11 protein-coding genes are annotated in these 15,015 nt (G+C 57.8%); 5 read left to right on the top strand and 6 right to left on the bottom strand.

What is annotated here, in order from left to right:
- Positions 1-534: 534 nt before the first annotated feature.
- The 4 genes from ACVBAU_RS00055 (at position 535) to ACVBAU_RS00040 (ending at position 5,332) form a co-directional block, all read left to right on the top strand.
- Positions 535-1,614, top strand: a complete 1,080-nt coding sequence (locus tag ACVBAU_RS00055; protein ID WP_448327168.1) for an ATP-binding protein — start codon at positions 535-537, stop codon at positions 1,612-1,614.
- Positions 1,611-2,291, top strand: coding sequence for a response regulator (locus ACVBAU_RS00050; RefSeq protein ID WP_448327166.1), 681 nt, complete (start codon positions 1,611-1,613; stop codon positions 2,289-2,291). The genes ACVBAU_RS00055 and ACVBAU_RS00050 overlap by 4 nt, the downstream gene beginning before the upstream one ends.
- Positions 2,292-2,949: 658 nt before the next feature.
- A complete protein-coding gene (locus ACVBAU_RS00045) occupies positions 2,950-4,122 on the top strand; it encodes a YHYH protein (RefSeq protein WP_448327165.1) in 1,173 nt (390 codons plus the stop codon).
- A gap of 67 nt (positions 4,123-4,189) precedes the next feature.
- Positions 4,190-5,332: a patatin-like phospholipase family protein gene (locus ACVBAU_RS00040; protein WP_335744527.1), complete on the top strand. Its 1,143-nt coding sequence runs from the start codon at positions 4,190-4,192 to the stop codon at positions 5,330-5,332.
- A gap of 378 nt (positions 5,333-5,710) precedes the next feature.
- Here ACVBAU_RS00040 and ACVBAU_RS00035 read toward each other — a convergent pair whose 3' ends face one another.
- Positions 5,711-6,607 (bottom strand): LysR substrate-binding domain-containing protein, encoded by an 897-nt coding sequence (locus ACVBAU_RS00035; protein WP_448327163.1) that lies wholly within the window; start codon positions 6,605-6,607, stop codon positions 5,711-5,713.
- A gap of 84 nt (positions 6,608-6,691) precedes the next feature.
- Here ACVBAU_RS00035 and ACVBAU_RS00030 point away from each other — a divergent pair, with 84 nt between their 5' ends.
- Positions 6,692-7,885: an MFS transporter gene (locus tag ACVBAU_RS00030; protein ID WP_448327162.1), complete on the top strand. Its 1,194-nt coding sequence runs from the start codon at positions 6,692-6,694 to the stop codon at positions 7,883-7,885.
- A gap of 263 nt (positions 7,886-8,148) precedes the next feature.
- Here the strand turns inward: ACVBAU_RS00030 and gyrB are convergent, their stop codons facing one another.
- From gyrB to dnaA, 5 genes are all read right to left on the bottom strand, one after another.
- Positions 8,149-10,563 carry a DNA topoisomerase (ATP-hydrolyzing) subunit B gene (gene gyrB / locus ACVBAU_RS00025; protein ID WP_138924941.1) on the bottom strand — a complete coding sequence of 805 codons (2,415 nt, stop codon included), beginning with the start codon at positions 10,561-10,563 and terminating at the stop codon, positions 8,149-8,151.
- A 78-nt stretch (positions 10,564-10,641) separates the two neighbouring features.
- Positions 10,642-11,262, bottom strand: a complete 621-nt coding sequence (locus ACVBAU_RS00020; RefSeq protein WP_448327160.1) for a LysE family translocator — start codon at positions 11,260-11,262, stop codon at positions 10,642-10,644.
- A complete protein-coding gene (recF, locus tag ACVBAU_RS00015; protein WP_448327158.1) occupies positions 11,259-12,356 on the bottom strand; it encodes a DNA replication/repair protein RecF in 1,098 nt (365 codons plus the stop codon). The genes ACVBAU_RS00020 and recF overlap by 4 nt, the downstream gene beginning before the upstream one ends.
- Positions 12,357-12,402: 46 nt before the next feature.
- Positions 12,403-13,521, bottom strand: a complete 1,119-nt coding sequence (gene dnaN, locus ACVBAU_RS00010) for a DNA polymerase III subunit beta (protein ID WP_138924944.1) — start codon at positions 13,519-13,521, stop codon at positions 12,403-12,405.
- A 135-nt stretch (positions 13,522-13,656) separates the two neighbouring features.
- Complete coding sequence (dnaA, locus tag ACVBAU_RS00005) at positions 13,657-15,015, bottom strand: chromosomal replication initiator protein DnaA (protein WP_138924945.1); 1,359 nt, start codon at positions 15,013-15,015, stop codon at positions 13,657-13,659.

The raw sequence follows: 15,015 nt of genomic DNA, 5'->3' as shown, positions 1-15,015 counted from the left end.
CCGTGACCAAAGCTACATCTAAGATCTGATATTTGCTGGACCGAACTAAAGCTTAACAATACTGGTGAGCGATTCAACAGCATCAACGCTGAACCATTAGCGTACCTGCAAACTCACTGCATATTTCGGTGGAATACTTACGGCATGAACCCAATCCGGAAGTCACTTTTTGCCAAGATCTTCATAGCAGTCGCAGCGATTTCCATACTTGTCGTACTGGTGATGGCGCTGATGGTCGCGGTGTGGATGCGTGACGGTTTTGCACGGTACCTGCTAAGGGGCGAGCTGGCACAGTTTGACGAACTGGCATCGTCCTTGGCTGAGCGCAACCAAGGCGGGTGGGCTGAATTTGATGGTGATCCGCAGGTCTGGGGCGCCTTTGTACATGCGCATGCTCCTCGCCCTAAGGGGAATTTCGGCCCCCGCCCAAGCCGGCCCCCGAGATTTCCATCTGAAGCGCCACCGGGTCCTAGGCAAGCCAACCCACCGCCGTTTGCGGCAGGCGACGACAATATGAGGCTCGAGAAACGCATCGTGCTGCTTGACCGCGATGGCATTCACATCGCGGGCAACATTGAACGCTCATCGTTATTTGAACGTCGCCCAGTATGTGCGAAAAACAATTGCACGGGTGCGAACCTTCTCGGTTATATCGGATTAAGCGCCCCAGTTGAGCAGCGAGATGCGAGTGATGCATTTTTCTTGCGCGGGCAGTATGCGTCTCTTGCCCTTGCTGCGCTGATCGCCATTGCCCTTTCGGCTGCTGCTGCATTTATTATCGCGCGCCAGTTACTGGAGCCCATTAGGCGGCTGGAATCCGGGGCGAAAACGATGGCCGCAGGTAATTATACAGCAAGGATAGAACAGGACCGAAGTGACGAACTCGGGCAGTTGATCGGCCATTACAACACCTTGGCAGCGACACTTGAACAGACGGCCAAGGCCGAGCGAGAATGGATCTCCAACACCAGCCACGAATTGCAAACTCCGCTTGCGGTTCTGCGGGCCCAGATTGAGGCACTACAGGACGGGATACGCCAGCCTGATGACAAAACGCTGACCGAAATGCATGCTGCACTCATGCGACTATCGCGCTTGGTGCAGGACCTCAAAACACTGTCGTATGGCCGCGAAGCAGAATTGACATCCATACTTGAACATGAGGACCTCCCGACACTTGTAGATCAGGCGGCTGAAGCGGCGCGGTCAAGGTTAAGCGCTAAAGGAATTGAATTGGAACTCAATCTGCCCGCGCATATGTTGGTCCCGTGCGACCGAGGGCAGATCGGCCAAGTCATGGATAACGTGCTTGAGAACGCATTCCGATACACGGATGGACCAGGCCAAATACGCGTAAATCTGCAAGACGATGAGGGTTTCGCGCTGCTGACTGTAGAGGACACTCCGCCAGCTGCGCCTGAAGGTGATGTGGAAAAGCTATTTGACCGCTTCTACCGTGTGGAAGCATCGCGATCTCGCGCGTATGGTGGGTCTGGACTGGGGCTTTCTGTCTGTAAGGCGATCGTAGAGGCGCATGGCGGCACCATCTCTGCTGGCCGCTCTGAGTTGGGCGGGGTGCAAATTGTCATCCGATTGCCAAAGGGATCAAAATGACTACTGCGAGCATCCTAATCGTAGAAGATGAAATTGCGCTTGCAGAAGTCGTGCGGGATTACTTGCTTACTGAAGGTATGAGTGTCGAAATGCTCAGTACGGGCGCGGGTGCCGTCGAGCTCGCACAGGCAAAGCAGTATGATCTGATCATTCTCGACTTGATGCTGCCAGCGGTCGACGGGCTGACGATCTGCCGGGAATTGCGCAAGACATTAGATGTGCCGATCATCATGACCACTGCGAAGGTTGAAGAAATCGACCGCCTGTTGGGGCTCGAGCTGGGGGCCGATGATTACCTATGCAAACCCTATTCCCCGCGTGAGCTTGTCGCGCGGGTCAGGGCGGTCTTGCGGCGACGCCCTATTGGCAAGCCCACCGAAAGCCCTGTCACGAACGACCGCCTTATCATTAACGGCGACAGGTGGCAGGCAACGCTGGATGGCAGCCAGCTCGATCTTACGCGTCGCGAATTCTCGGTGTTGCAGGCGTTGGCTTCAAGGCCAGGCCGCGTTTTTTCGCGCGATCAACTGCTCTCTCTCGCCTTTCCCGACGACACAGAGGTCTTTGACCGAACCGTCGACAGTCACATTCGAAATATCCGGCGGAAGATCGCATCGGTCAGCACTTGGGACCCGATCCGCTCTGTCTATGGCGTGGGATACGCGTACGATGGATAAAGGGGCTGCACGCGCCTTATCCTCCGAGAATTGAGCCACAAAAGCTACAGAGCTCATTTTTTAACGATCTGCATTTTCGCTGCATAATTGCTGCAAACTCACTGCTCAAAGAACATGGAAAAGGATCCTGTGAATGGCGACTTAACGCCACAATAGGAGAACCTACGATGTTCATGGATAAATTTCGAGCACGACGCGCACAGTCCGCGGCCCAACGCAAGATCCCGCTTTACCGACCAACAGTACCGCGCATCAAAGGAAACCAAAGTGTTATCCTCGCGATCACATTGGCCGCAGTGCTTCTGGGCGCGCTGAACATCTCGGCTGTGCGGGCTGAAAGCATGCCAGTCACGGACCAAGGAACCGTTTATGCGCAAGCTGCCCCGTCCGGTAAGGGAGCGCGCGCAGACCGCCCGCCGCGCGAAGCAATAAGCGCTTGTGAAAATGCGCAGCCGAAGGCAGCCTGTGAATTCTCAGGTCGTGACGGCAACGCTGTTCAGGGCACCTGTATGTCCCCCAAGTCGGATGTGCCTCTTGCCTGCGCCCCAGCGAGTATGCCGAAAAAAGGCTAAGCTCCCCTCCTGAATCACCTTTCGACACGGCACCCCGCATTGGGTTGTCGTGTTTTCTGTAAACGTCCTGATAAAGGATTTGCTGAATGAAACGTCTATCTCACCTTTGGCCGGGCCTGTTTGTGCTCGCCTCGGTCGGTTTTGGTCAAACGGCTTTGGCCCATCCCGACATCGAAGAATTTGCCAAGACGGCCTTTGCTGAGCAACCTGTGACCGTGGACTGCACGCTCGAGGACGGCACAGCATCGAGCTGCTACAAAATTACGGTCAATTACATGCCGAAAGACTTGGACATCGGGCCGTTCTGTCCAGCGACACTGAACGACGCGGGCGGGATCTGGGACTGGACTGGCGTGAATGCCAAGCTGTACCGCGTTGATGGGGCATTCCTTGGGATGCTGGATGAGCTTGGCTATAGCTTCTTCGACGAGGACGGAACCGTGCACACGGTCGATAACGCGACCGAACGGCCAACGGTCGACCACGCCTGCATCAATGTATCTGCGGACGAAAGCGTCGAGATCACCATGCTGCTACCGGTGACACCAGTAATGGCAGGGAGCCCCAGCCCGCTTGGCACTGTCTCCAAGGTCGGCGTGGCGCTTGATGGTGTGCCGATATTCTCGGACGCGCCCAGCATTCAGCAAACGGGGCATATGCCAGCGCTTGATACCTGTGGCGGTCATATCGATCCCGGCGGTTGGTATCATTGGCATGCCACGTCGACGGACATAGAAACCGTCTTTGAAAAGCAAGGCGTCGCCGCAGATTGTGCATTGGATCAAGATAGCGCCGCGCTGTTCGGCTACGCATTCGACGGTCACGCCATGTATGGCAGCACCGAAGCGGATGGCGCAGAAGTCACGGGTCTTGATGCTTGCAACGGTCACATCGGAGCGACCCCCACAGGCGAAATATATCATTATCATGCTACGGATGAATTCCCGAACCTGCCGGCATGCCTGATTGGCGTGCAAGCCGTGGGTAATTTCTCAACAACCGCAACTGCAGGGGTTGGCGCAACACGGGCTGGTGCAGACGGGCGAAATGAACCGCCACGTCCCGGCGATGGCACGTCGGGGCAGATGCCTCCGGGTTTTGCTGAGGCTGCAGAGACGCTTGGGGTAACACCCGAAGAACTGGTGCGTGCCTTGGGCGACCCTCAAGCTGGACGGCCCGATATGTCCGCTGCGGCCAAGGCGCTGGGCATCACCGAAGATGCCTTGCCGGCCACCCTTCCACCACCGCCCGACCATTAATGACCATTAAGACAGGATACAGTTCACCGAGCAGGGCTACTTGCTCGGTGCCGTTGAGGAAATTGAGATGACGTGCACGAAACCAACCAGTGACCTTTTGGGCCGCCGCTCGCTTCTCATGGGTCTTGGGGCAACCGCCCTTTCAGCCTGCTCAAGCCGCGTTCAGATCCCCTTGGAAACGCGTGTTGCAACAGACGATGACCCGCTGTCTCGGTTTCGTCTCTTTGCGGATGATGGGCCGGATGAATGGCTCAAACACCTGCATCCCCCGCAATCCTCGTCGGGGTCTTCCGACGGGCCGAACGTGCTGGCCCTATCCGGCGGCGGTGAGGATGGTGCTTTTGGTGCAGGCGCGCTTGTTGGCTGGTCCGCACGGGGCGACAGACCCGACTTTGACCTGGTGACCGGTATCTCGACCGGAGCGCTGATCGCGCCCTTTGCGTTTATGGGACAGGACTATGACGAGGTTCTGACCCGCGTTTTCACCCAAAGTGATGCAAGTGACATCATGCGGATGCGTCCATTTCAGGCAGTCTTCAGCGACGCGCTATATGACACTTCTCCGCTTGCAGTGTTGATCGAGGAAAACACCCCACCCTCGTTCCTCCGTGCCATTGCGCAAAAGCATAAAGCGGGAAATAGTCTGCTGGTCGTAACCTCGGAGCTTGATAGTGCGCGAGCCTCGGTCTGGGACATGGGTGCCATCGCCGCCGCAGGGCAATACGATCTGTTTCGCAGTATAATGCGGGCGTCTGCTGCATTGCCGGGCCTCTTTCCGCCCGTGAACCTGCGATACAGTGTGAATGATAAAACCTATGCGGAAACACATGTCGACGGTGGCGTTCACATGCAGTTTCTGGCGGTACCTAATTTCGCGTTCACAACACCTGATCAGAAGCTGCAAGGCGGGCATATCTACGTCCTCATCAACAACACGCTTAACCCTGCACCTGAGACAGTAAGAAGATCCGCGCTAAGCATCTCGCAACAAGCGCTCACGACAACAGGCAGAGCAAATGCATTGCTACAGGTCAACGCGACGCAGCTTTACGCGCGAGAAAGGGGGCTCCGCTTTTCGGTGACATCGATCGATCCGAGTTCGGGGATCGTTTATGATCCGTCGGATCGGTTTTCATCAACTTATATGAACGCCCTTTATCAGCACGGGGCGGAGCGGGCGCAGAATGGCGCTCTTTGGACGAACGCATAGGAAGAATGGGCGATAGAAGAAGTAGCACCGATCCTTATTGATTAGGTCAGCACCCCGAACTTGCGGAAAACGTAAGCCGCAGCGGGCGCACCGCAGAACAAAAATGCGCTGAATCTAGTAAAATCTCGGACTTTGCAAATCCAACTTTCTGCACATGGCTGCCGATCGTACAACCCGCAGCAAAGGCCGGCTCTCCGCGCGTCGTCACCATGGCAACTTCCAGCCTTACCCGCCGTTCGGAAGGGATCGCACCGCTGCGGGCAACTTCCCGAAAGCGGGCATAAAAAATATGTCTATATAAGACTGACAGAGATTAACCTTTTCGAGGCCACGCTTTGCTCGGTATCGTTATGCATGCGCGAAGGGCACCAGCGTAACTTAGCCTTCGCTAAGGTTCCCCAGCCAATCCAAAAAGACGCCCAGACGGCGCAATCCTGATACGCGGGTAAGGTAGAGCGCTGAGATATCCAGTGGGGCGGCGTCAAGTCGGCCGGGAAACAGCTCCACCAATCGGCCCGCCTCGATGTCATCTGCGATCATGAAATCGGAAAACCGCGCGATGCCAAGCCCGCCTAATACCATCTGACGCACGGCCTCTCCATTGCTCGCAGTCAGGGCGGGGGGCACCGTCACGGGGGTGGGCAGACCAGTAAAGCGCAGCGTGTTGATATGATCTGGTGCCGCAAAGCGCACTTGCTCCAGCCGTGCGAGGTCGGTTGGTGTTTTGGGCCAGCCGTTGCGATCGAGATATTCCGGCGTCGCCACCAATTTCCAAGCCGTGCGCCCCAAGGGGCGCTGCAACATGTCGCTATCAGGCAGCTGGCCCAGCCGAATGGCAACATCCGCGTGACTGCCGATTAGGTCCACCAGCGCATCCGTCATGTCAATCGACAGCTGGATGTCGGGATATCGGGTGCGGAACTCGGCCAGCCGCGGGGCGAGGACATGCAGGACATAGGGAACCGGTGCGTTCACACGTAGTGGTCCGGCGGGGGCCTGTCCACTTGTGGCGATCTCTTGCAGGGCTTCGCTACGATCTAAAATCTCGCGCGCCTCAGCCAGAACGGCGGCGCCTTCGGGTGTGATTTCGATGGACCGCGTGGTCCGGCGCAGCAGCGTGACTTTCAGCTGCTCTTCCAGCCGCGTGACCGACCGGCTGAGTGTTGAGGCAGACACCCCTCTGCGCCGGGCAGATTCAGCAAAGCCTCCATCATCGACGATCCCGACGAAGGCGGCCAAATCCCCCATGCGCAGCAATTCGTGCAATTTCTGCAATGATCCATTCCAAACTTGTCTGTTCTCGCAATAGATAACGACAGGCATATACGGCGTCGACATCAAATTTATTGGAGAAAACCGATGCCACTTGCCCTTTGGGCGCTGACCATCAGCGCTTTTGCCGTCGGAACGACCGAGTTCGTTATCGTCGGCTTGCTTCCCACCATCGCCGCCGATCTTGGCGTTTCCATTCCTTCCGCTGGCCTGCTGGTCAGCCTCTATGCGCTTGGCGTGACCATCGGCGCGCCAGTGCTGACCGCCATGGCAGACCGTGTGCCGCGGAAAACGCTGTTGCTGCTCTTGCTGGCGCTGTTCACGCTCGGCAATGCTTATGCTGCCTTTGCGCCGGATTACGGCAGCCTTGTCGCTGCGCGCTTTATTACTGGCCTCGCCCACGGCGTGTTCTTTGCTATCGCCTCGACTATCGCCACGGACCTTGTGGAACCTGAAAAGGAAAGCTCGGCTATTGCGCTGGTGTTCCTTGGTTTGACTGTCGCGCTTGTGACGGGTGTTCCCTTGGGGACGTTCATCGGCCAGAACTTCGGCTGGCAGTCAACTTTCCTTGGCGTTGTCGTGCTTGGCGTTATCGGTTTCATCGCTTCTGCCATTTTGGTGCCCGCCAATCTGTCCAAGACCGCATCAGCGGGAATCAAAGCCCAACTACAGGTGCTGACTTCGCCGCGCCTTCTGTTGGTCTACCTGATCACGGCTGTCGGCTATGGCGGCAACTTCATTGCCTTTACCTTCCTTGCACCGATGCTGAACGAAGTCACGGGTCTGTCTGCGGGCGCGGTTAGTCTTGTGCTATTGCTCTACGGTGCATCTGTTGCCGTAGGAAATATCGCCGGTGGCAAACTGGCTGACCGTATCGGTGCAGTCGCGTCCCTGACGGTGATTTTCTCTGGCCTTGCGATATCACTGGTCGCACTTGGTGCCTTCCTTACACACCCGATTGCAGCCATCGCGGTTGCGGCCTTCTGGGGCGGCTTTGCCTTCGCCAACGTGCCGCCGCTGCAATCGTATGTCGTGCAAATTGCGCGCGAAGTATCCCCGGGTGCGGTCGATGTGGCATCCGGTCTGAACATCGGCGCGTTCAACCTTGGCATCGCCGGGGGTGCATGGGCCGGGGGGCTTGTTGTGGAATGCATAGGCCTTGCCGCTGCGCCCTACATCGCCGCTGGTGTGGTGGTTGTCGGGATTGTACTGGTGCGCCTATCCGGGCCCTCCCGATCAGGCCGCACGCCGACTGTCGATGTGGCGTCAGGCGCGCAATGATGCAGGCCTGCCATCCGCGCCAATCCTGACCGCCATGCAGCGGGGTCTTGCCCCTGATCCCGATGCGCTGTTCCGGCCCACCCAGTTCAGGAGCCGTATCGGTCGCAATGCTCTAACGACACAGGTTCGTTCCCTGCACGCTGCAGGGTTCGCCCACATCGCCTTGAACCTGCGCCAATCACAGCGTGGAATCGAGGACGTTCTGGCCGCGCCCCTTTCCGAAGGGTTTCGGCATATCGATACGGCGCAGGCCAATGAACCCTCTAAAAATCGAGGTTTGCTACGTTCAGCGCGTTTTGCTGGATGAACTCGCGGCGGGGTTCCACGACGTCGCCCATGAGCTTGGTAAAGAGATCATCTGCTTCGGCCATATCGGCCACTTTGACTTGCAGCAGGGTCCGCGCGTCGGGGTCGAGCGTGGTTTCCCAAAGCTGATCAGGGTTCATTTCACCCAAGCCTTTGTAGCGCTGCAGAGACAGGCCTTTTTCACCCTCTGCGAGGATTGCCTCAAGCAGGTCCATCGGACCGTGGATGAGCTGGCTGCGGTCTTTGCGTACCAGCTTGGCGGTCGTGCCATAGACGTCTTGCAGATGCTCTGTGAAACCGCCGGAACGCTTTGCTTCGCCGGAGCGGAGCATGCGGCCATCAAGGGTGCGGACTTCTTCCACGCCGCGCAGGATACGGGCGAGACGGACGCCGTGGTCTTGCGTGATACGGCCCTGCCAACCGCGTTCCCATTCCAGCGCAATGAGGTTCAGACGCACGGCGACCTTATCGGCCACACCTTGCAAATCGGAATCGACCGCGCCTGGAACAAAGGCACCGGCGATAGCTGCCTGTTCTAGAATATGACGGGGATAATGGGTCGGGAAGGCTTCGAGAACACGGCGCATCTGGCGCGCCAGATCGACGACGCGGGCCAGATCCTGACCGGTGATTTCTTCGCCGTTACCCTGTTTTAACATAGCACCATCAATGCCTTGCTGGATCAGGTAGTCTTCCATCGCGGCCTGGTCTTTCAGATAGACTTCAGACTTGCCGCGCGACACTTTGTACAAGGGCGGCTGCGCAATATAGAGGTGGCCGTTCTCGATCAGCTTCGGCATCTGGCGATAGAAGAACGTAAGCAGCAGCGTGCGGATGTGCGCGCCGTCGACGTCCGCATCAGTCATGATGACGATCTTGTGGTAGCGCAGCTTGTCGATGTTGAATTCGTCGCGGCCAATACCTGTGCCAAGCGCCATAACAAGGTTACCAATTTCCTGACTGCCCAGCATCCGGTCAAACCGTGCACGCTCGACGTTCAGGATTTTACCCTTCAATGGCAGAATTGCCTGGGTCTGGCGGTCACGGCCAGTTTGCGCAGAACCACCGGCTGAGTCACCCTCCACCAGGAAGACTTCGGTTTTGGACGGGTCTTTTTCAGAGCAATCCTTGAGCTTGCCGGCAAGGAAATTCACATCCATGGCGGTCTTGCGACGGGTCAGATCGCGGGCTTTGCGCGCCGCTTCGCGGGCGTGAGCGGCTTCAATAATTTTGCCGACGACGATCTTGGCGATCTGGGGGTTCTCTTCGAACCATTCGGACAGCTTTTCGTTGACCAAGCCTTCGACGGCGGGGCGCACCTCTGAGCTGACCAATTTGTCTTTGGTCTGCGAGCTAAACTTGGGGTCCGGCACCTTGACGGACAGCACGCACGTCAGACCTTCGCGCGCGTCATCGCCGGTAAAGGAGATTTTCTCTTTCTTGGCAATGCCGGAAGCTTGAGCGTAGTTATTGATCGTCCGCGTCAATGCGCCCCGAAAGCCCGCCATATGGGCACCGCCATCGCGTTGTGGGATGTTGTTGGTAAACGGCAGGACATTTTCGTGGTAGCTGTCATTCCACCACATCGCGACCTCGACCCCGATATCATCCTTTTCACCGGTGATGAAAATCGGTTCTGGCATGACAGAGGATTTCGAGCGGTCGAGGTATTTCACGAATTCCTTCACGCCGCCTTCATAGAACAGTTCTGAGCGCAGGGGGTCGGCAGGGCGTTCGTCCGTTAGGATGATCCGCACACCGGAGTTCAGGAAGGCCAGTTCGCGCAGGCGTTTTTCCAGCGTTTCAAAGCTGTATTCGAGGTTCGAAAACGTGCTTGTCGAGGCCATGAAACGTACTTCAGTACCCGTACGGTCAGTCGGGCCAACAACGCTCAAGTGCTCTGTGGTAAAGCCGCCCTCAAAGCGTGCGATGTGTTCTTTGCCTTCGCGCCAGATGCGCAGCTCAAGCCAGTCGGAGAGGGCGTTCACAACCGACACACCCACGCCGTGCAAACCGCCCGACACCTTGTAGGAGTTGCTGTCGAACTTACCGCCCGCGTGCAGCTGGGTCATGATGACCTCGGCTGCGGAAACGCCTTCTTCTTGGTGGATGCCAACCGGAATGCCGCGCCCGTTATCGCGGACAGAAATGGAGCTGTCGTCGTGGATTGTGACGTTCACCGCATCCGCATGACCGGCCAGCGCCTCGTCGATGCCGTTGTCCACGACCTCATAGACCATGTGGTGCAAACCCGACCCGTCATCGGTGTCACCGATGTACATGCCCGGACGTTTGCGAACAGCTTCTAAGCCTTTGAGAACCTTGATGGAATCTGCGCCGTATTCCTCGGGGAGCTGATCGGTGTCGGACATATTGGGAAACCTTCTTTTGTTACCCAATTTATAGTATTTTTCGCCATGATTGTCACGCGCCTGACACAAGATTTTGCGTTAGATGAAGGGAATGAGCAAACCTACGCAGATCAATAGCGTGCCGGCCACAATGTTGATCCGTTTCAGCGTGGCAGGGTTGGTCATCAGGCCGCGCAATTTGCCCACCAAAGCGGCGACAGCGAGATTGCCAAGCAGCGGAATTGCGACCGAGACCGCGATGATCGCACCCACATCAACTGTGGTAACGCTGCGCAGATCAAAGAAGCCCGGCAGCACGCCGATGTAGAACAATACCGCTTTTGGATTGCCCAGAATGGCAAGCAGACCGGCCCCGAAACCAGCCCAGGCACCTGGCCGCGTGAGACGGCTGTCGCGGTCGATTTTAGCGTCGGCATGGCGGATCAGCAGGAAGCCCATGATCAGGAACACACCGCATGCAATCCAGCGCATGCCCAACATGAACATATCAAAGACCGACAGAATCCAGCTGATGCCAAGCACCGCCACCAGTGGCCACAGCATATCACCGATTGCGACACCAACGGCGAGCGGCCAAGCCGATGCAAATCCGCCCGACAATGCCCGCGCCATGATCGCCAACCACACCGGACCGGGTGTCAGAAACAGGATGAGCAGCGCACCGCAATACAGCAGCAGGTCGGACAGGTCGATGGTCATGGGAGCATTCTTGCGGTCGACAATCCGTCGGCGTCTGTCACCTCAAGCCGTTGCGCGCGCGGGCCGAGCGTGTCGAACAGCTCTTCCCCGGTGCCGGTCATCCAGGCCTGCGCGCCAAGTGCGCTTAGTTCTTCATACAGCGCGGCGCGGCGGCTTGCATCCAGATGTGCCGCGACCTCGTCGAGCAGCAACAAAGGGGGCGCGCCAAAATCAGCGGCCAAAGCGCGGGCGTTGGCAAGGATCAGCGATACCAGCAGCGCCTTCTGCTCTCCGGTTGAACAATCGCGCGCGGGGACATCTTTAGCGGCATAGACGCCCTCAAGGTCGGCACGATGCGGGCCGATCAATGTCCGCCCAGCCGAAAGATCGCGCATGCGGTTATCGGCAAGCGCCTGACGCAGCCCGTCGGCGGTTTTGGGCATGTCGCAGACCAGATCAAGTGTGGCGGTCGGAAAGGCGGTTTCGGCCTGCGCCTGCGCTTCGGTGATCGCTTGAAGGGCAGCAACACGGTTGGCGTGGATCGCGCTTCCGGCTTCGGCCATCTGCTGTTCCAGCGCGACATACCACGACGGTTCGCGCACCATATCTTTGAGCAGGCGGTTGCGTTCCCGCATGGCCTTCTCGTAGGCCAGCGACTGATCTGCATGGTCAGGCAGAAAGCTGAGGGTCATACGGTCCAGAAAGCGGCGGCGCCCTTCGGCCCCTTCGATCCACAGACGGTCCATCGACGGGATCAACCACAGCACCCGCGCAATGCGCCCTAAACCGTTCTGCGCTACGGCTTTGCCGTCAATGCGCAGCTGTCGCGCCGCGCCTGCTTCTGACCAGACCTCGATCTCGTGGACCTGTCCTAAGCTGTGAAGATGTGCGGTGATTTTCCAGCCAAGCGCCTCTGGCCGGCGTGTCATATCCGATGCGCTCGACCGCCGCAGGCCACGTCCGGGGGACAGCAAAGATACCGCTTCGAGGATATTGGTCTTGCCCGCGCCATTCGGACCAAAGATCGATACCGGTCGCGCATCGCTGTCGATCACCGCCCGTTTATGCGAACGGAAATGCGACAGCGTCAGCTGGGATAAAAATAGGCCGCTCATACGGGTGGTATGAATGCGTTAAGATATTCGGCGTAAGCTGGCAGCGTCACACACGCATCGGCATAACGACATACACGGCAGACATATCATTGCCCTCGCGCATCAGCGTCGGATCACCGGAGGAGTTGAACAGGAATACCGCATTTTCACGATCTACCTGGCTTGCAATCTCAAGCAGGTATTTCGCGTTGAACCCGATCTCGAGCCGTTCGTCCGCATAGGCGACGACCAACTCTTCTTCGGCGGCACCGCTGTCAGGTGCATTGACCGACAATACCAGACGGTCTTCGTCCAATTGCAGTTTGACGGCACGCGACCGTTCAGAGCTTACGGTCGCAACACGGTCAACGGCGCGGGCAAAATCGCTGGCGTCGACTTCCATTTTACGTGTGTTGCCCTGCGGAATCACGCGCGTGTAGTCGGGGAACGTCCCGTCGATAACTTTCGAAGTCAGCGTGATATGCGGCGTGGCAAAGCGGATCTTTGTCTCGGACACGGAAACGGCGATTTCCATATCATCGTCATCCAGAAGCTTGCGCAATTCACCCACGGTTTTGCGGGGGACGATCACGCCGGGCATTTCAGCGGCACCGTCCGGCATGGGCGCGTCGATGCGGGCCAAGCGGTGGCCATCGGTCGCAACGCAGCGCAGAACCTTGCTGCCGTCGCTGTCCGAAATGTGCATGTAGACGCCGTTCAGGTAATACCGCGTTTCTTCGGTCGAGATGGCGAATTTGGATTTGTCGAACAGCCGGCGCAGCACGGGGGCAGGGGCCTTGAAGTTCGACTGATATTCAGAGGTGGCCATCACGGGGAAATCTTCGCGTGGCAGCGTCGCCAGTGAGAAATTGGACCGGCCTGCTTCAACCGTCAGACGCCCCGCGGCGTTGTCGGCGGTCAGACTGATCAACGCACCGTCGGGCAGCTTGCGCACGATTTCATGCAGCGTGGTTGCCGATACGGTGGTCGCACCGGCGCGTTCCACCTGAGCGGGGGCCTTATCGACAACTTCGATATCCAGATCGGTCGCGCGGAACGACGCGTCGGAGCCTTCGGCCTCGATCAGCACGTTGGCGAGAATTGGGATGGTGTTGCGGCGCTCAACCACTGATTGGGCCTGTGATACGGCCTTAAGCAGCGCGGCGCGTTCGATGCTGAATTTCATATGCCATCTCCATTCCGGCAGTCCGGGAGGGCAAACTACCCGATACCAATGTATTCACAAGAGTTTTGTTGACTTTTCAGCACGAAACGAAGGCCCGTCAAGGCCTTCGCGTGTGTTCTGAGCAAGCTGGTGCTTTTAAGCCTCGAGAGAGCGGCGCAGCAGTTCCAGATCTTCGGCGATCTGACCGTCGTTCTGTTTCAGCTCTTCGATGCGTTTGACGCCGTGCATAACCGTGGTGTGATCGCGCCCGCCAAAGCGACGCCCGATTTCAGGCAGCGACCGGCTGGTCATTTTCTTGCACAGATACATGGCGACCTGACGCGGGCGCGCGTAGCTGCGCAGACGCTTGGGGCCGACCATATCGCTGAGGCGGATGTTGTAATGTTCGGACACTTTGCGCTGGATTTCTTCAACGCTGACTTTGCGCTCGGACGCGCGGAGCACGTCGGCAAGGCAATCCTGCGTCAAGTCCATGTTGATCTCGCGGCCCACCAGTGACGCAAAGGCGAAGAGGCGGGTCAGCGCGCCTTCAAGCACACGGACGTTGGTGGTGATCCGGTGTGCCAGAAATTCCAGCACGCCTGCCTCGACTTCGAGACCGGGGTAGTTCTTGCGCTGCGCATCGACCTTGTTTTGCAGAATGCCAAGACGCAGTTCATAGTCGGTGGGGTGCAGATCTACGACCAGACCACACTGCAGACGCGATTTCACGCGGTCTTCCAGATCCTTGATCTCGCCCGGGGCGCGGTCTGCCGAAATAATGATCTGCTTGTTCTGGTCCACGAGCGCGTTGAACGTGTGAAAGAACTCTTCCTGCGTGCTGTCCTTGCCGGCGATGAACTGGACATCGTCCACCATCAGCACGTCGACAGAGCGGAAGATTTCCTTGAAGTCCATCATCTTGCGATCGCGCAATGCCTGAACAAAACGGTACATAAACTGTTCGGCAGAGAGATACAGCACGTTCAGCTCGGGTTTGCGGATCTGAAGCTCTTGCGCGATGGCGTGCATCAGGTGCGTTTTACCCAGACCGACGCCACCATACAGGAACAGCGGGTTGAACGTGACGGGGCCCCCTTCGGCAACGCGACGCGCGGCGGCGTGGGCCAGCTCGTTGGGTTTGCCGACAACAAAGTTGTCAAAGCTAAAGCGCGCATCAAGCGGGGCAGTGTTGATTTGGCTGTTCGCAGGATGAACTGCGGCGGCGGGCTTGGGGCGGGCAGTCACAGGATCGACGGCGGTGGGCTTGTCCTGTGGGGCCACAGCAAATTTCAGGCGGCTGATGCTGATGTCTTCGGATTGCATTTCATGCAGCAGCAGATCGGCAAAGTTCTGGCTGACATAGTTGCCAAAGAAGTTGGTCGGCACGAACAACGTGCAGATGCCGTCATCGATCGGGCCAACGGTCAGCGGGTCTATCCAGGTCGTAAAGTTGTTCTGCCCGACCGTCTTTAAAAGCCGGCCCCGAATTGTCGTCCACTCTGCCTGCATCAT

The sequence above is a fragment of the Sulfitobacter sp. M13 genome (assembly GCF_053474885.1).
This window is presented reverse-complemented; position numbering and strand designations above follow the sequence as displayed.